We start from the raw sequence: 17,370 nt of genomic DNA on the forward strand, positions 1-17,370 counted from the left end.
CAATCGGCGTGTGTGCGGTGCGGATACTTCGACGGTAGGAATCGCCGCGCCGAACGACTGCTGGCGTAGGTCCCCGACCGAAGGGCCGATCGGACATACTTTCGACGTCGGTCGCGTGCGAGGCTGGACACCGGCAACGATCCGTGAGCAGACCTTCGGAGCGAAGACATGATGCGAGTCTGGCGAGTTCGACAACCCGGTCCTGTCGCGACCGGACCGCTTCGAATGGGTCGCGAACCGGTTCCCGTGCCGAAGCCGGGGGAGTTGCTGGTGCGGGTCCTGTCCTGCGGGGTCTGCCGCACCGACCTGCACGTCGTGGAAGGTGACCTGCCTGTGCACCGGCAGGGGGTGACGCCCGGGCACGAAGTGGTCGCCGAGGTGGTCGCTGTCGCGGACGGGTGCTCCGATGTCGCGGTGGGTGATCGCGTCGGTGTCGCGTGGCTACGGCACACGTGTGGTCACTGTCGTTATTGCCGGCGCGGTGCCGAGAATCTGTGTCCGCGCTCGCGCTATACCGGATGGGACGACGACGGCGGATATGCCGAATTCGCCACGGCGCCCGCTGAATTCGTGCTGCCGTTGCCGACAGGGTACGACGACGAGGAGTTGGCGCCGTTGCTGTGTGCCGGGATCATCGGCTATCACGCGCTCGTGCGCGCCGAGGTCCCCGACGGTGGAGTGCTCGGCATCTACGGTTTCGGCGGCAGTGCCCATATCACCGCGCAGATCGCGATCGCCCGCGGTGCGCGGGTGCACGTGATGACCCGGGGTGCGGCGGCACGGGAGTTGGCGCTCGCCCTCGGTGCCGATTCGGTGCAGGAGGCCGCCGACGCTCCTCCCGAACCCCTGGATTCGGCGATACTGTTCGCGCCCGTCGGTGAATTGGTGCCGCCCGCCCTCGAGGCGCTCGACAGCGGCGGCACACTCGCTGTCGCCGGCATCCACCTCAGCGATATCCCCGCGCTGAACTACCAGAGACACCTGTTCCGGGAACGCCAGATTCGTAGTGTCACATCCAATACCCGAGCTGGAGCCCGCGAGTTTCTCGCCCTGGCGCAGCAGCATCGGCTGGTCGTGTCGACCCATCGGTACCCGTTGGACCACGCTGACCGTGCACTGTCCGATCTGGCTCAGGGCCGGTTCGACGGGGCAGCGGTACTCGTACCGTGACGCGTCACCTGTCCGAATGAGCCGGTCAGCTCCCGGTGTGGGGGCGGGCGATGATCAGCGGGCGATCGGTGCCGTGCAGCACGGCCTGGGCGACCGAACCGAGGGTCATACCGGCGAATCCGCCGCGACCGTGACTGCCTACTACGACCAGCTGGGCATCGGCCCCGGCGTTCAGTAGCGCTCGGGCGGGCCGATCCTCCACCGCGATGCGATCGACGCTCACTTCGGGATACTTCTCCGCGTAGCCCGCGAGGCATTCCGACAGCACCGCTTCTGCTTCGACCTGCAAGGTGGTGCGCGCTTCGTAGCGGTAGAACTCCGACCAGGCGTAGACAGCGACGAGCCGGGCCCCTCGACGGGACGCCTCGTCGAAGGCGATGGCGATCGCATCGGCACTGCACGGTGAGCCGTCGACACCGACCACCACCGCGGCGTCCGCGTCGAATCCCGTTTCCGGAATGACCGCGACGGGACATTCGGCGTGCCTGGCCAGTGATGTGCTGACCGAGCCGAGCAGTGCTCGCCGCAGCGCACCCCGCCCACGGCTGCCGACGACCAGCAGGCGCGCCGATCGACTGCGGTCGCGCAGTACTGCGACGGTGGAGCCTTCCACCACGGCGGTCGAGATCACTGTCTCGGCGATCGGGGCAGCGGACTCCACGGCGCGCTGTGCCGCGTCGGTGACGATGGACTCGCCGTCGCGACGCAGCGTCGCGATGTCGAACGGTGGTCCGGCCACGCCGGGGCCGTAGTCGATCGGGATCTCGATGGCGCAGACGAGCTGCATCGGCGCGCGATGGTGCGCGGCATACTCGGTCGCCCAACGTAGCGCGATCCGTGACTGCTCGGAGCCGTCGACTCCGACCACGACAGGTTGATTCAGATTTCTGGGACCGGACATGATGCCTGCCTTTCTGTCCCTGCCACTGTGCGCCGGGAGCCGAGGTGCGGGGCAGGGCCGGATGTCCCGGTCCGAGAGGCACAAGGTCGTCGCCGAGCTCACCAGGATCGGGGACCGAGCAGGGTGAACGGCCATGGGGTGCGGGTGTGCGGATCCAGTTCGCCTGACCGGCCGGCATCGGTCACCGGTATCAGTTGGCCGCGCTCGTCCTTCGAGGAGTGTTGCTTACACGACGGTCAGGATGTCGGCGAGCGGTCTGCGCGGGGTCGCGGGCGGCAGCCGGTCGTCCGGGGCCGTGCCGATCCGTAGGACGACCTGGGGTACTCCGGGATGGCCGACGAGGCTGCTCAGGAGTCGTCGTCCCACGGCGAGTTCGGTGATGTGGGTGAGCACGCAGGTCGCCATTCCCGATGCGGTGCACTCGAGCAGCACCGTCGAGAGTGCCTCGCCGGTGTGCAGCCAGGTCATCGGCGTCTCGTCGGCCGCGGTCAGCACGACCAGCTTGGCGTGGTCACGCAGATCGCCGCGACGGTCCGTGGCCCCCGGCGTCGGGAAGGTCCTGGCGACACCGACCCCGGCGAGCTCGGATTCTGATGGCAGCGCAGAGGGCGGAACGCCCTCGGATGTGCCGGGATGGCCGGCCCACCACCGGAGTTCGCCTTGATAGGCCATGTCGTATCGGCGCAGGGCGTCGGACTGCTCGGAAGCGACGGACAGGCGGGCACGAGCGTCTTCGTCGAGAACATCGAGGGTCACCTCGTGCGGGGAGACCAGGCTGTCCAGCGCCAGCCGAACCGAGGCCCAGCCGATGGGTTCGGACATCGGCAACCGGTCGGTATATCGATGGGCGATCGCTTCGGCGCGCCGGAAAATGCCCATCGGGGGGTCGGCCCAAGGCAGGAACGCCATGGTGGCGAGCAGATCGGGCCGGGTCGGATCGGGAAGCCGCGCGGTGTCGGTGCGCCAGTAATGGGTCGCGAACGCGGTCCGCACATGGTGCAGTACAGCTCCGCAGCTGATCACCGATTGGCGTCCGTCCGGGTCTGCGGCGATGAGCCGGCGATCGGTATCGCGGAACAGGTGCAGCCGATTGCCGTCGAACACCCAGTGCCACGGCTGAGTGTTGTGGACCGACGGCGCGCGCGACCCGAGCCGGATGGCGGCCCGGATCGTGGGATGGTCAGGGACGGGAATCGGTTGATCGTTCATATCACCGATTCTTGTCATGCCAGATGTTTGCCGAGACGGTCTTTGTGCACGTTCGACGGGGACCAAATGCCCTCAGCATCGAGATCATCACAGGTGTTCGAACCATGAATCGGGCAGTCGGGGTGCCGCATCAGATGGTTGCTGATGGCGCCGAGCCTGGTTCGGTCGTTGTCATCCAGTCGTGAATTCCAGCGCCGTCGTGTCAGTGGTGGTGCTGTGCCAGGCATCAAGGGCAACCGCGACGGAATCGGCGAGGGGCACGGCGGTGTCCACGGTGACCGATTCGGGCCACGGCGAAGCCGTCGCCGCCATGGCATCGGCGATGGCGGTGGTCGCGTCCGATTCATGGTTGCGACGCACTCCGATGCGCTGATGGGCGAGATCGGTGGGGCACACGCACTGCAAGGCAACGAGATCGGCCGCGACCGCGTCGGCCAGTTGCGTGGCGCGTCGTCGATCGTCGAGGTCGATCCAGCTCGCGTCGAGGATCACCGACACCCCTGACGCGAGCAGAACCCGCGCGCGCCAGAGTAATTCGTCGTAGACCCGGGCCCGACCGGCGGCGCAGTACCGTCCGGCGCCGAACCGGCCGACCTCCGCATCCAGCGCACCGACCTGGGCCAGTTCCGTGCGGATGGAGTCGCTGGACAGTGATACCGCTCCGGTAGCCGCCGACAACTCCGCCGCGACAGTGGATTTTCCGGTTCCCGGTAGCCCGCCGATCAGGGTGAGCCGGACAGCCGCCGCGTCGAGTCGCCGGGCGGCGATGGACAGGTGTTCGCGTAGGCGCGGGGCCGCTGCCGGATCACCTTGTCCGACGCGGATCAGATCGACCTTCGCCCGCACCGTCGCCCGGTAGGCGATGTAGTGATCGCGGAGGGAGGCAGGCGCGGGGTCACCCGCTGCGCGGAGGTAGTCCTCGACCAAATGATTGCCCAGTTCAGGGCGGCCGAGGAAGTCGAAGTCCATCGCGAGGAACGAGATATCGTCCAATCGGTCGACGTAGCGCAGTCGGTCATCGAAGTCCAGGCAGTCCAGCACCCGAAACCCGTCCGGCAGGTCGAAGATGTCCTCGGTGAGTAGGTCGCCGTGTCCGTCGATGATGCGCCCTAGTGGGCGCGCCTGTCGGAACAGACCGCACCGAGCGCACCGACCGTGGTGATCACGTGCTCGCAAGCGCCACGTTCGAGCAGCCAGGTGTTCACGGCGCGCGCGTCGGCGAAGGTTGTGACGGGATGTCCGAGCAGCGTGCCCGCCTCGGTTCGGTCGAGCCGGAGCAGGAAGACCCGCTCGCGCAACATCGTCATCAGTTGTGCCCCGGCGATGTCGGCGATGAGCCGCGCGCCGCGGGCGCCGACGGTGCGGGCGACAGCGGCGCTGAAATCCTCACTCAGGCCGGGAGTCGCGCTACCGGAGAGGACGAAGTAATCGCAGCGCCCGGCGATTTCGGCGATCGTATCGAGACAGCGTTATTGCTCGTTCCTGGTCAGGACCGGGCCGGGCGCCACGATGTGATAGCTGCGCCCCTCGGCGTTGTCCGCGAGCACGAATGCCTCACGGGTGTCTTCGGCGATCTCGATGGATGTGTGTTCGAGCTTCTCGTCATCGAGGAGTCGTTCCAGGCGTGCGCCGACTTCGCGGCCGCAGGTGTGCACGGCAACGGCCGCGCCGCCGAGTCTCCGAACACAGCGAGCCACGTTGATCCCGCCGCCGCCGCCACGAATCGAGTGCACCTGCGCGCGGGTCTTTCCCTCCGGTAGCAGGTGCGCGACGACGAGCGAGAGGTCGACGGTGGGATTGACGGTGAAAGTGGCGATCGGCACCGAGCGCGGCGAGACGGGCATGGGCGTCAGCGTCTCGCGCTCGAGGGGTGCGCTGTCAGATACACATATGTCCGTACGAGGCCCACGAGCACGAGTGCTTCGGCGCCGAGTACGCAAGTGAGCAGCCCGTTCATGGTTGTCCTTTCGACGCGTCGGTCAGGCGTGGAGGGCGACGGCCTGGGTGCAGGGCCGCAGCGAGTCGATGTATTCCGGTGATGGCGACGAAATTTCGTTGCCGTGGTGCCAGCGTCGCTCGAGACCGGGGCAGGGGAGCAGAGCAATGATGCCTGCGAGAAGGGGACCAAAGGCACCGTCGCCACAGTGGTGACCATTCGCGACCGGCCCCGGGACTTTCGGCTCTGCAATCGGTGCTTGCCGGGGGGCGACGATCGAGCCATGACAACCAGTCCCGTGCTCGCCATCGCTATCGCAGGTCTGATGAAACGTCTTCGGCCGACCACGGCGCTGGACGGACTCGACCTGAGCGTGCGCGCCGGTGCGGGGCCGCAGTTTCCCCGGGCCATACCGGATGCTGATCGGAGCCGAACAGATGACGACTTCCACATTCCAGATCGACGGCATGGTGTCGCGGACGGCCAGGCTGTGGCGGTGCCGACCCTGGAACACCAATCCGCTCATGCGCTGGCCCGACCGACTGCTGGCTGCGGTGCGCATACTCGTCGCCGTCCTGGTGCTGGTTTCGGTGCCGGTGGCCGGCGCGGTGGGAACGATCACCTACACCGACGACGCCGCTGATATCCGCGCACAGCGAGCGGGCGCCACTGTCGTGACTGCTCTGGTCCTGCAACGCCCCGAGCGCACCCCCGCCCACCTGTACCGCGCGGGTGAGCTGGGCGGGCGCCTCCGGCTCGTCGGTTGCCACGGTGACGGTGGTTCGTAAGATCTCCGAAGGCGACCGGATCCCCTTGTGGCTCAACGCCTCCGGCAATCCGATTCCCGATCCGCGAGCACCGTCCGCAGCCGTGATGAGCGGAATAGGTGCCGCCATGGTGATTCTGATCGGCGCGGGGTTCACCGGGGTGTGTCTGATCTTCCTCACACAATCACTGGTGACCCGGCTCCACTCGATCGCCTGGGACCGGCACATGTCAGCACCGTGATCGGCCGAGGTCACCGCGAATTGTCCCCAAGGTCGGATTTGACAGGAGCGAAGGCAATGGGCGGATTCACCGAAGAACCTCCGGCCGCGTTCACGGCGCAGACGATGCCATCGGCACTGACAGCCAACGACTGGATCGCACCCGACCGGTGCCGATCGGCACCGGTCGGGCGGCATCTCGTGTTGCCGACTCGGAGTCTCGATCCGGTCCGGGAAACGACGGCGTCACCCGTGGTGACGGCGTCGACGGCGAGTGAGCTCGACTCCATTGCGACGGTGTTGATGTCGAGGTTTCCCGGGCACAGCCTCGCCGAAGTCCGTGACGTCGTCTACGACGCCTATCGGCGGATTGCCTCGGCGGCCCGGATCACCACACATCTGATCCCGCTCACCGTGAACCGCGCCAGAACTATCATGATGACGAAAGACCGAGCACCTGGTGCGTGATCGGCTGAAGAGAACGTCGCGGCACCGGGACCGCTCGCATCGGGGTATTTCGGCGGCCGGTGATGGACTATTCGCACTTCCCGTGACCGAGCTTTCGCGCAAGGATCGATGCAGTGGCAGCGCCACAGTCCCATCCGGTGACGAGCTGTCACGACCGTCCACTTCGAGGTCGACTGATGACAGAGCTACGTCCCCTGGACATGGGGTTCATGGAGCTGGAGGACACCGATCGCCATATCAGCCTCGGCATCGGTGCCGTGGCGATCATGGCTGGGCCGGTACCGACCCGCTCGGCCTTCGACGCGATGCTCGCCGAAGGCGTCGATCGCAATGAACGTCTTCGCCAGCGAGTCCGCCGGGCACCGCTGGATCTGACCGCGCCGGTGTGGGAGCAAGACCCCGACTTCGCGTTGGCACACCATATTCGCTGGACGGCGCTGCCCGGCGCGGGCGATGAGCCGACGCTGCGGGAGCTCGTCGCTACCGAGCTGGAGGAGAGGCTCGACCGCGACCATCCGCTGTGGCAGTGCGTAGTCGTCGATCGTGTGGCCGGCGGCCGCTGGGCGTTGATCGTCAAGGCACATCACAGCATGGTCGACGGTGTCTCGGGGATGAGCTTGTTCGAGCGACTGTGTGATCCGCCCGAAGACAGTGTCTCGAAACGCACTGTCCCGTCCCGTGGTTCGGGCATTGGCCTTGTCGATCGACTGGTCAGGGGCGTGCGGGACCCGTGGGCGGTGCCGCGCTTCGCCCTGACCATGGCGCGCGGTCTGCTTCCGGTGGTGGGCGCGGCAGTCTCGCCGGCGCCCTCGTCGTCGTTGAACGGTTCTATCGGCCGACAGCGCCGGTATGCGATCGCCAGAGCGTCGCTGACAGATGTCCGCGCGATCAGCACGAGTTTCGAAGTGACCGTCAACGACGTGGTACTAGCCGCTGTCGCGTCGGCCTATCGCACCGTGCTGTCACGGCGTGGCGAGGAGCCGACGGCCGGCAAAGTCCGTGTTCTGGTTCCGGTATCGGTGCGTGCTCCCGGCGCCGAGGAGATCACCGACAATCGTGTGTCGGCGATGATCCCGTATCTGCCGATCGAGCTGGACGACCCCGTCGAGCGGCTGACCGCTGTCCACGAACGCGTCGCGCGACATCGCGCCCGGGGGGAGGCCGGGGCGCAGAGCTCGTTGCTGGCGATGGCCGAGTGGTTGCCCCATGCTCTTGTGGGTTGGACCTTCCGGCTGGCGGGGCATTTCCCGCAGCGCAGTGTCGCCGCATTGGTGACCAATGTTGTCGGCCCCCGCCGCCGTCTGACTTTCCAGGGGCGTGAGGTGCTCGAAATCCTGCCGTGCGTCCCCCTCGCGATGCGCCTGCGCACAACCATCGCAGTCCTCAGCTATCGCGACTGCCTCATCTTCGGAATCACCGGCGACTTCGACACCACACCTGATATCGACAACATCGCCGACGGCATCGAACGCGAGATCGCTGAACTATCGGCACGAGCGAGCCGCGCCGGCCTCGGCGATTCTCGCTGACTGTCCGGACCCGTGCGCCGAGCGTGCCGGATCGCGCGACCCGGTTCGACGCGCTCGTACACATCGGCCGAACCAGTGCGCTTCCGCCGTTGAAAGCGACCGGACACCGAGACGAGGCACGCCCCCGACACCTATCCGACCGCGGTGTGTGGCGCCGCGCCGAGCGGGACTTCCCACGTTTGACCCGCCTCGAGCACCCGCTCGCTGCCCTCGACGTCGACCCGGATCGGCCCGGCGGTGCTGGGGTGCAACCGCAACCGCACACCCGTGTGGGTGACCGAAACAGTGAGCGGCTGTCCACGGTAGGAGATGGTGAACTCCGCCTCGGGTAGCTCGGCAGGAAGGACCGGGTGCAGCCGCAACATGTCCTGGCGCGTTTCGATGCCGCAATAGCAGCGCAGCACCATGTCGGCGGTGCCGGCCATGGCGCCGATGTGCACGCCCTCGCGAGTCGTGCCGCCCTGGGTGTCGGCCAGGTCGGCGTCCAGGGCGCGGGTGAACAGCGACCACGATGCCTTCCGGTCGGTGCGGGCGAGCACCCAGGCGTGCGCGAGGCGGCTGAGCGTCGAACCGTGGCTGGTTCTGGCCAGGTAGTACTCGACGGTGCGGGGGATGGATTCCGGAGGCAGGCGATAGTCCAGCCGTTCGAGAACGTGGCGCAGTTCTTCCGCGGAGAACAGGTAGAACAGCATCAGCACGTCGGCTTGCTTGGACAGCTTGTAGCGGTTGGTCGTGTCGCCTTCGGCCTGCAGGATGAGATCGAGTCGTTCGATGTTGCCGTAGCGCGCACGGTAGGAGTCCCAATCGAATTCGTCGAGCGCCTCGTATCCTTCGAACTGGCTCATCACCCCGTCTCGATGGAACGGCACGCGCAGTCGCCGACTGACCCGATCCCAGTGTGCGGGTTCATCGGACCGCAGGCCCAGCCGATTCCAGAGAGGAGCGCAGTCGCGGCCGTCGAGGAGCGCGACCACCTCGCGGGCGCGCGCCAACGTCCACGCGGCGAGGACGTTGGTGTAGGCGTTGTTGCGCAGCCCGCGCCCCGGCGATCGCGGATCTCCGTCGTGGTATTCGTCCGGGCCCATGACTCCCTCGATGTCGAACCGGTCCGCGCCCGGGTCGTAGACGGCCATCGAGGCGAACGACCGAGCTACCTCGACCACGATCTCGGCGCCGACATCGATGAGGAATCGTTCGTCGCCCGTGCTCTGGTAGTACTGCCAGATGCTGTAGGCCACGGCCAGACCCACGTGGCGTTGCCGGGAGGAGTGGTCCGGCATCCACTGCCCGTTGCGGATGTTGAACAGCTCGCTAGGCGACTCCTCCCGGCCGTCGCTGCCGCTCTGCCACGGATAGAGGGCACCGTCGAGGCCCGCTGCCCGCGCGGCGTCGCGGGCGCGGTCGAGCCGCTCGTAGCGGTAGCGCAGTAGCGCTCGGGTGAGCTCCGGTTGCCGCAACGTCAACATCGGATATACGAACAGCTCATCCCAGAAGACGTGTCCCCGATACCCCTCGCCGTGTAGTCCTCTCGCAGGTACACCGACGTCGAGATCGCTCGTGGAGGTGTGCACCAACGCCTGCAGTACGTGGAAGACGTGAAGGTTGAGTGCGAGGTTGCGGTCGTGATGGTCCCCGAGGCCGATGGCGAAGCGATCCCACAGCTGCGCCCAGGCAGCGACATGGGCATCACGGAGCGCGGCGACATCCGCGCCGCGGGCGATGCGATCCGCGGCGGCGAGCCCGGCGGCGGAGATACCGCGATCCCGGGAGGTGCTCACGGCGGCGACCTTCTCGACGGTGACCGGATGCGCCGGGCCGATCCGGGCGGTGACGACGAGTCCCGGGCGGGAACTGTCACCGCGAAATCGGCGCTCGAGGACCGTCGCACCGACCCTGGTCCGCGCGGCCGTGGCGATCGTCAGACCCGACTGTGTGGTCGCTGTTTCGTACAGGACGGTCTCCTCGCCGAGCCTCCGATGATTTCCCGGAATCAGGTGCTGTGCGGCCAATGCTCGATCTGCGCCGACGTTGCGGTTGCTCACGCTGCCCTCGATCACGGATTCGACGACCACTTCGCCGTCCCAGTTGTGGGCCTGGATCGACAGTTCCAGCACCGCGAGGTGTGGATCCGCCATGGAGTGGAACCGTCGAGTGGTCACCGTCGTCTGCCTGCCCTGGCTGTCCTCGTACCGGTCGAGGCAGGTGAGGACTCCCGCGCGAAGGTTCAGGTCCTGGTGGTGGCTGACCATTTCCGGTAGGCCTGGTCGAAGGACCGTTCCGTCGGAGTGCCGGACGGTGACGTACGCCCAATCCGGCGCGTTGACGAGGTGTTCGGTCTCGACAACCCGCTCGCCCACCGTCGAGGTCAGCCTGTTGTAGATCCCGGCCAGGTAGGTGCCGGGATAGTGCACCCCGTCCGGCGTAGTTCCCGGTGTGGCGCCGCGGCTGGCCCAGTATCCGTTTCCGGTGGTGCACAACGCTTCTCGCGTGCCCTCCTGTACCGGGTCGAAGTCGTCATAGATGAGGTTCCAGCCGCCGGAACTCGCGGGCGCCGCTCCACCGCACCAGCGTGCCGAACGCGCGGGGATCGGGTCAGCGTTCGACGAGGTGAGGGCCAGGTCGGACAGATCGGTGACGATGACGTCGGCGCCGACCTTCGCGAGTCCGGCGCCCGCGCCGGTGCGATCGACACCGATGACCAGACCGAACCTGCCCGCGACGGCCGCCTGGACCCCGGCCGTCGCGTCTTCGAGCACCACCGCGTCGATCGGCTCCACCCGGAGCCTGCGGGCGGCCTCGAGAAACATCGCGGGATCGGGTTTACCGGGCAGTGCCTCGCGTAGCGCGTCGTTGCCGTCGACGCGCACGGTGAACGCCTCGGTCAGACCTGTGGCGTCGAGCACGGCGGCACAGTTGGAACTCGCGGTGACCAGCGCCGTCGGCACCCGGGCCGCGCGGAGGCGACCCAGCAGTGCGGCGGCGTCCGGAAAGACACGTACGCCCGATGCGGCGATCTCGGCGGCGAACAGATCCTGCTTGCGCGCGGCGAGTCCGGCCACGGTCAGACTGCTCGGCGGATCCTGCGCCGTCCCCTCGGGGACGGTCATGCTCCGGGAGCGCAGGAAGGATCGGACTCCGTCACTTCTGCTACGGCCGTCGACGAACCGCCGATAGTCGGCTTCGATATCGAACGCGGGGACCGGGCGGTCGGTCAGCTGAGGCAAGACCTCGTCGAAGAGTCGCTTCCATGCCGCGGCGTGCACAGTCGCGGTGTCGGTGACGACGCCGTCCATGTCGAACACCACCGCGCCGTATCCGTTGGCGGTCCTGCCTGCCGATCTCGGCAGGTTCTCGAGGCGCATCACCCTGCCCGACAGTCGCGGGACCCGAGCACCCGAATTCGTTCACCATGCACAGTTCGATCCTGCCTCGACGACACGACGCAGCGGAAGTGCCGCAGGAGGGCTCGCCGATGACCTGAAGTCCTTCCGAACGGGGTCATCGTGCTCTTATCCCGCTTGGGTGCTGCTGAGACCGTGGACAGACAGACCATCGACGAAGGACGGACATCATGGAGCGCGGACTGCCCGATGACAACACCGTGATGGCGGCGCTGAGGCTGGCCGGGCGCGCCCCGTCCGTGCACAATGTGCAGCCCTGGCGCTGGCGCATCGCTGATCAGAGCATCCACCTCTACCTCGACCCGCGGCGTGCGCTGCCCGCGACCGACCCTGATCGCCGCGACATCGTGCTCAGCTGCGGAGCGGCGTTGCACCATCTGTCCGTAGCGCTCACGGCGCTGGGGTGGGCGCCGGTCATTCACCGAATCCCCGACCCCGCCGATCCGGACCACCTGGCGGCGGTGACTCTGCTGCGGCGCCGGCCGACCTCGCTCGACATCGAGATGAGCAAGTCGATCACCGCACGCAGGACCGACCGCCGCCACTACACGTCGTGGCCGGTACCGCCGGGATACCTGAGTCTGTTCGCCGAGCGAGCGATGGAACTGGGCGCGATCGTGCGACGTATCGACGACCGCGAACGAGTGAAAGCCGCCGCCGCGCACGCGGGCAGGATTCATGCCGATGACGAGTCGTATCGGTTCGAACTCGCGATGTGGTCGGGGCGCCACGGCAGTGCCGACGGAGTCCCCGCCCGCAACGTACCGCCCACGCATCCGGCGGACGACTTCCCGCCGAGAACATTCGCCGCAGCCGAATTCGCCGATCCGGCAAGCGAACCCGATCAAGCCGAATTGCTGGTGCTCGGCACCGGCGCCGATGATCGGCGGTCGAGGCTGCGGGCCGGCGAGGCGCTCAGCAGCGTGCTGTTGACGGCAACCGGAATCGGCCTGGCCACCTGCGTGCTCACCGAACCGCTCGAGATCGCTGGACAACGCGCACTTATTCGTCGAGATCTGCTGTTCGGCACCGCTTATCCGCAGGCCATCGTCCGGGTCGGTTGGGCACCGACGAGTGCTGATTTCCCGCCCGAAACGCCCCGTCGACCGATAACCGACCTGTTGATCCGAGACACGGAGGATTCCGATGACCGGTGACCCCAGGCCCGACCTCGCGACTGTCCGCGCTGTTTTCGACCGTGCCGCTCGCGCGCCTTCGCTCCACAACAGCCAGCCGTGGCGCTGGCGCTGGGACGGCACCGCCGCGGCGCTCTACGTCGATGCCGGCCGGCTGCTGCCGGCGACGGACATGTTCAATCGGGAAGGCATGCTCGGCTGCGGGGTGATGCTGAACCACGCCGACGTCGCGTGGAACGCCGCGGGGTGGGAGCCCCGCGTCACCACCTTCCCGGAGCCCACGGTGCGCTCCCACCTCGCCTCACTCGAACCTGTGCGCCCGCACGTGCCTTCCGAGCCGGAACTGCTTCTCGCCCAGGCGATCGAACGGCGCTACACCGACCGGACGCCGATGGCGCCGCCCACAGATCGGCTGGTGACGCGCGAAATACTGGAGTTCCTCGGACACAGATCCGGCACGACCATCATCTTTCTCGACCCGCCTGCCGCGCACGCGCTCCGCGGGATCTCCGCGACAACTGCCGGGTTGCGTCGCTACGACCCCCTGTACCAAGCGGAGCTGAGCTGGTGGGCCGCGGCTCCGGATGCGGGCAGGGCCGGCGTGCCCGCCGCCACACTGCCGGCGGCCACCGACCGCTCCCGGGTCCCGATCGGCCGCGAATTCCCCTCCGGGACTGTAGAACCCGCAGGTGACGGCGATGACGAGGCGATGGTAGCGGTGCTGTCGACGCCGGGAGATTCGGCGGAGGACCTGCTCGACTGCGGGCGTGCGTTGTCGGCGGTACTGCTCGAATGCACCGTGCGCGGTCTGTCCACCTGCACCATCACACATGTCGTGGAACTGCCGTCCGCCCGTGCCGCCGTGGCCGATCTGGTGGGCCTGCGGTACCCGCAAGTTCTTGTGCGCATCGGCACCGCGCGGACAGATCCGCCACCCAGAACCCCACGCCGCCCTCTTGACGACTTTCTCGATATCGGCGCAGCCGACCACCCCACCGGAGGAAACAATGAAAATCGATGACGCATTCTCGATCGCCAAAGACGCGATGACCGTCGAGCGGGTATACGCGGAGCCGGTGGAGCGTGATGGCACCACCGTCATCGGCGTCGCCGCGGTCTCCGGCGGCGCAGGTGGTGGCGGCGGATCTGACCCCGAGGGCCAGCAGGGTTCGGGAGCGGGCTTCGGGATAGGCGCTAAACCGGTCGGCGCGTTCGTGATTCGCGACGGCTGGGTCCGCTGGCAGCCCGCTGTCGATGTCAACCGGCTGATCGCCGTGGTCGGTGCCGTCGCACTCGCCGCGCTGATCGTCGGGGCCCGCTTCGCGCGCCGGCTGCGCCGGCCTTAGTTTTGTCCGCGGTCCGCCCTACCGCTGTCACGGTAGGGCGGACCGATTCTTGTCACTCGCCGATGTGCCATTGGTAGTCCCGAATGGTGGCGCTCGGCCCTCCCTGCAGGCGGCCGTCCGGAGACATAGTGGCGGTAACGACCGGAAACGCGCAGTGAGCGTTTCATACCGGAGGAGACCGCGATGAATTGGTACGACCACGACGTCAATGGTTGGGGATATGCCTGGATGGGCTTCGGGATGGTCTTGTTCTGGGGGCTGTTGCTCGCGGGATTCGTGCTCGCGCTCCGGTACCTGTTCCGGTTCGACACCGATCGAACCGCACACCCGGCGGCTACTGGTGCCGAACACGTGCTGGCAGAGCGCTTCGCACGGGGCGAGATCGATGCGCAGGAATATGCCGACCGACTGGCGGTTCTGCGTTCGGCCGCCCAGCGATAGTCGGCCGATCGGCGCTCTTACGCGGCGTCGATTGCACTGATACGTGACGGCCAACGGCACCCGCGGCGGGGTCGGTGCTCCCTCGCGACGATCAGCCGATTCGTTTCGGCCGTCGGCTGCCACCGCACCCGGTCGTCTCGAACGACGAAGGCACCAGATCGGAATACATCAGTCACCTCTGCCGCTGGTTCGCGGCGCCTTCGGCTCGGCAGGGCCTGGTGGTCGCAGGTGCTCGGTGATCCACATCGCCGACAAATAGGACTCCCATCGGGCGAGTTGGCTGCCGGTCGCCCGGCGCCCGGGCGCGGACATGTCGGTGACGCGGTGTTCGCACCGCATGCTCGCGGCCGCGGAACGGTTGTGCGCCAGCACTTGTCGATCTCCGCCGCCGATCAGAAACAGAGTCGGAGCGGTGATTCGGGCCAGCCGAGCACCTGCCAGGTCAGGGCGCCCGCCCCGGACGACAACAGCCTCGATTCTGCTGTGTGGTTCGGAGGCGGCCCACAGGGCCACGGGCGCGTCTGAGCCGAGGCCGAAGTAGCCGACAGGGAGGTCGCGGCACACCGTCGTCCAGAGCCAACGCCGAGCGGCGGTCAATCTGCTGCCGAGAAGGCGGACGTCGAAGATTCTGTCGACATCGCGTTGTTCGGTCGGCAACAGCAGGTCGACGGCTACTGAGGCGAGTCGGTGGCTTGCCATGGCTTGGGCAAGGACCACGTTGCGTCGGTCGCTTCGTATACTCCCGCTACCGTGGGCAATGACGACTACTCCGAGTGCCTGCGGTGGCACACGTAGCCGTCCGAGCAAGTCGATCCCTGCCGCGTCGATCGTCACTTCGAGGTCGTACGCGAGAACAGGATCCACGTTGTGAGCGAGAGCCACCGCTTCCTCCTGAGTCCGACAACAATCAGTCTCGATCCGCGCACGTGGCGGCGCAAAGTGCCACAGGTCGCCAACCCATGAGTCGCACGGCCCTCGAGCCCTGCGAATGTGGACGGACGGACGAGGCGGTCGCGGTCGCCTGAGCCGACAGGGATTCCCTGGTATCTGAGGATGCCCGCTCCCGCAGTGACAAACGACCATCCGGGCAGGGGCGCCGGACCCTAGCCCCGACCGCCCGGCTTTTGATCGGATCGAGGAGTCCGAAACAACAGCTGAGGAGTCGAACATGAGTAGTCTGCCTGCCCACCGTCACCGCTTGTTTCCCGCGGTGAACGACTGGCTGACCGGGTTCCCGCCGGTCGAGAACCTCCGCCCGCTCTTCGAAGGCCGGCTCATCAAGGTCGAGGAGGAGCTCGCCGACAACAAATACCTGCTGCGAGCAGAACTCCCTGGTATCGATCCGGCGAACGATATCGCCGTCACCGTGCGGGAGGGCGTGCTGACCATCACGGCCGAGCGTAGCGAGCGTAAGGAAACGAAGGGACGCACCGAGTTCGGGTACGGCTCGTTCACGCGCTCGATCGCCTTGCCCGCAGGTGCGGCCGAAGACGACATCTCCGCCAAGTACGACCAAGGCATCCTCACCGTCTCGGTCCCGGTGACCGAGCCCGAGAAGGCGCAAGAACGTCATATCACCGTCGAATCGGGCGGATAAGAGCAGTTCACCCGAGTGGCAGACGAGGAACACGCGTCGTCTCGGGCTCCGGGTGAGAACGGCGATCACCCGTTCGTAGCGGGACCGACGGCGAATGTCACGGCGAGAGAGCGGATCGGAACATGGCGGTGACAAGGAACCAGCAAGGAGGCACGTCATGCATGCGAAACCAGGTGACTGGCTCGTCATCGAGGGACATACCGTCGGCTGCGCTGTCCGGCGGGGGCTGATCGAGGAGGTCCACTCAGCAGACGGGTCTCCGCCCTACCTGGTGCACTGGACCGATGACGGTCATCGGGCGCTGACCTTTCCTGGACCTGACGCTTATGTGCTCACCGGGTCGGAATTGCGGGCACAGGAGGAGGTCGCGGCCGCGCGGTTCTCCTCTATGCAGCACCAGCCGAGCCATCCGGTCTGAGCGCGGTGAGCTACGGTCGCCCGGCTACCGGAGGAAGATCACTTCGACGAGGACGAAGGCCGCCACCGCGAAGATCAGATACGCGAACCACTTTTGTAGCCGGGTGGTGTCGACATGCTTTCCGTAGCGGCCGGCGATGAGTGATCCGCCGATGGCCGTCGCGGTGAACACTGCGGTGATGCGCCAGTCGAGGCTGAGATCGCCGAGGTAGGCGAGGAGCCCGGAGCTCGAGTTGGCGGTGACGATCACGAGCGATGTGCCGATCGCCGTGGACATCTCGATGCCGAGCAGTAGGACGAGGGCAGGGACGATGAGAAACCCTCCGCCCACCCCGAAGAGTCCGGTCAGGAATCCGACGCCGAGGCCGACTGGAACGGCGCGGGAGGTGCAGCGGCGCCAATCTACGGTGGATCCCTCCACGCGGCAGGCAGTGCCGATTCCCCCGGTGCTGGAAAGCATTCGAGCTCCGGCGGCGACCATCACCACGGCGAATCCCGCCAGTGTCAGTGGTTCGGGAAGAGCGCGGTTCATCGCACTGCCGGCGAACGCGGCCGGTAGTCCGGTCAGGGCGAACATGCCTGCGACTCGCCACTGCACTCGGCCGGACCGGATTTTGGGGATGGCGCCGAACAGTGCGGAAACGCCGACCACGAGCAGTGACATCGGCACCGCCTGCCCGAGCGGGATCCCGAGTCCGTAGACGAGCGCTGGGACGGCGAGAATCGAACCGCCGCCGCCCAGCAGGCCGAGCAGAATCCCGATGACGACACCGAGGACCACGGAGACGAGGATCGTCATCGGCGTCTCCTGTTCAGGTGCTATCGCGTGGACG

The 17,370-nt window shown here is 67.1% G+C and carries 17 protein-coding genes and 1 pseudogene; 11 read left to right on the top strand and 7 right to left on the bottom strand.

Annotated elements, in window-relative coordinates:
- Positions 1-171: 171 nt before the first annotated feature.
- Positions 172-1,170 (top strand): zinc-binding alcohol dehydrogenase family protein, encoded by a 999-nt coding sequence (locus ACWF99_RS11975; protein WP_452535977.1) that lies wholly within the window; start codon positions 172-174, stop codon positions 1,168-1,170.
- A 25-nt stretch (positions 1,171-1,195) separates the two neighbouring features.
- Here ACWF99_RS11975 and ACWF99_RS11980 read toward each other — a convergent pair whose 3' ends face one another.
- The 4 genes and pseudogenes from ACWF99_RS11980 to ACWF99_RS11995 form a co-directional block, all read right to left on the bottom strand.
- Positions 1,196-2,071 (bottom strand): universal stress protein, encoded by an 876-nt coding sequence (locus ACWF99_RS11980; RefSeq protein WP_452535857.1) that lies wholly within the window; start codon positions 2,069-2,071, stop codon positions 1,196-1,198.
- 225 nt (positions 2,072-2,296) lie between these two features.
- Positions 2,297-3,280: an Acg family FMN-binding oxidoreductase gene (locus ACWF99_RS11985; RefSeq protein ID WP_452535858.1), complete on the bottom strand. Its 984-nt coding sequence runs from the start codon at positions 3,278-3,280 to the stop codon at positions 2,297-2,299.
- A gap of 171 nt (positions 3,281-3,451) precedes the next feature.
- On the bottom strand, positions 3,452-4,321 hold the full coding sequence (locus ACWF99_RS11990) for an AAA family ATPase (RefSeq protein ID WP_452535978.1): 870 nt from the start codon (positions 4,319-4,321) through the stop codon (positions 3,452-3,454).
- A 68-nt stretch (positions 4,322-4,389) separates the two neighbouring features.
- Positions 4,390-5,124, bottom strand: a pseudogene (locus tag ACWF99_RS11995) (1-phosphofructokinase family hexose kinase).
- Positions 5,125-5,653: 529 nt separating this feature from the next.
- Between ACWF99_RS11995 and ACWF99_RS12000 the strand changes: the two are divergent.
- The 4 genes from ACWF99_RS12000 (at position 5,654) to ACWF99_RS12015 (ending at position 8,199) form a co-directional block, all read left to right on the top strand.
- Complete coding sequence (locus ACWF99_RS12000) at positions 5,654-6,004, top strand: hypothetical protein (protein WP_452535859.1); 351 nt, start codon at positions 5,654-5,656, stop codon at positions 6,002-6,004.
- Positions 5,988-6,224: a hypothetical protein gene (locus tag ACWF99_RS12005; RefSeq protein ID WP_452535860.1), complete on the top strand. Its 237-nt coding sequence runs from the start codon at positions 5,988-5,990 to the stop codon at positions 6,222-6,224. Before ACWF99_RS12000 ends, ACWF99_RS12005 begins: the two co-directional genes overlap by 17 nt.
- Positions 6,225-6,280: 56 nt before the next feature.
- Positions 6,281-6,670 carry a three-helix bundle dimerization domain-containing protein gene (locus ACWF99_RS12010; protein ID WP_452535861.1) on the top strand — a complete coding sequence of 130 codons (390 nt, stop codon included), beginning with the start codon at positions 6,281-6,283 and terminating at the stop codon, positions 6,668-6,670.
- A 176-nt stretch (positions 6,671-6,846) separates the two neighbouring features.
- Positions 6,847-8,199, top strand: coding sequence for a wax ester/triacylglycerol synthase family O-acyltransferase (locus tag ACWF99_RS12015; protein ID WP_452535862.1), 1,353 nt, complete (start codon positions 6,847-6,849; stop codon positions 8,197-8,199).
- 131 nt (positions 8,200-8,330) lie between these two features.
- Here ACWF99_RS12015 and ACWF99_RS12020 read toward each other — a convergent pair whose 3' ends face one another.
- The gene (locus tag ACWF99_RS12020; RefSeq protein ID WP_452535979.1) at positions 8,331-11,561 is read right to left on the bottom strand and encodes a beta-phosphoglucomutase family hydrolase; all 3,231 of its coding nucleotides are present in this window, start codon (positions 11,559-11,561) and stop codon (positions 8,331-8,333) included.
- Positions 11,562-11,770: 209 nt separating this feature from the next.
- Here ACWF99_RS12020 and ACWF99_RS12025 point away from each other — a divergent pair, with 209 nt between their 5' ends.
- From ACWF99_RS12025 to ACWF99_RS12040, 4 genes are all read left to right on the top strand, one after another.
- Positions 11,771-12,757, top strand: coding sequence for an Acg family FMN-binding oxidoreductase (locus ACWF99_RS12025; protein ID WP_452535863.1), 987 nt, complete (start codon positions 11,771-11,773; stop codon positions 12,755-12,757).
- Positions 12,747-13,757 (top strand): Acg family FMN-binding oxidoreductase, encoded by a 1,011-nt coding sequence (locus ACWF99_RS12030; protein ID WP_452535864.1) that lies wholly within the window; start codon positions 12,747-12,749, stop codon positions 13,755-13,757. Before ACWF99_RS12025 ends, ACWF99_RS12030 begins: the two co-directional genes overlap by 11 nt.
- The gene (locus ACWF99_RS12035) at positions 13,744-14,082 is read left to right on the top strand and encodes a spore germination protein GerW family protein (RefSeq protein WP_452535865.1); all 339 of its coding nucleotides are present in this window, start codon (positions 13,744-13,746) and stop codon (positions 14,080-14,082) included. Before ACWF99_RS12030 ends, ACWF99_RS12035 begins: the two co-directional genes overlap by 14 nt.
- Positions 14,083-14,265: 183 nt before the next feature.
- Entirely contained in the window at positions 14,266-14,523 is a 258-nt protein-coding gene (locus ACWF99_RS12040; RefSeq protein WP_452535866.1) for an SHOCT domain-containing protein, read from the top strand.
- Between the two features lie 168 nt (positions 14,524-14,691).
- Here ACWF99_RS12040 and ACWF99_RS12045 read toward each other — a convergent pair whose 3' ends face one another.
- Positions 14,692-15,405, bottom strand: coding sequence for a dienelactone hydrolase family protein (locus tag ACWF99_RS12045; protein ID WP_452535867.1), 714 nt, complete (start codon positions 15,403-15,405; stop codon positions 14,692-14,694).
- A 286-nt stretch (positions 15,406-15,691) separates the two neighbouring features.
- On the opposite strand from ACWF99_RS12045, the gene ACWF99_RS12050 reads away from it, so the two are divergent.
- Both ACWF99_RS12050 and ACWF99_RS12055 read left to right on the top strand, forming a co-directional pair.
- Positions 15,692-16,120 carry an Hsp20/alpha crystallin family protein gene (locus ACWF99_RS12050; protein WP_452535868.1) on the top strand — a complete coding sequence of 143 codons (429 nt, stop codon included), beginning with the start codon at positions 15,692-15,694 and terminating at the stop codon, positions 16,118-16,120.
- A 157-nt stretch (positions 16,121-16,277) separates the two neighbouring features.
- Positions 16,278-16,538, top strand: a complete 261-nt coding sequence (locus ACWF99_RS12055) for a DUF1918 domain-containing protein (protein ID WP_056815107.1) — start codon at positions 16,278-16,280, stop codon at positions 16,536-16,538.
- Between the two features lie 24 nt (positions 16,539-16,562).
- Here ACWF99_RS12055 and ACWF99_RS12060 read toward each other — a convergent pair whose 3' ends face one another.
- Positions 16,563-17,336, bottom strand: coding sequence for a sulfite exporter TauE/SafE family protein (locus ACWF99_RS12060; protein WP_452535869.1), 774 nt, complete (start codon positions 17,334-17,336; stop codon positions 16,563-16,565).
- Positions 17,337-17,370: the final 34 nt, after the last annotated feature.

Source organism: Nocardia sp. NPDC055002 (genome assembly GCF_053608825.1).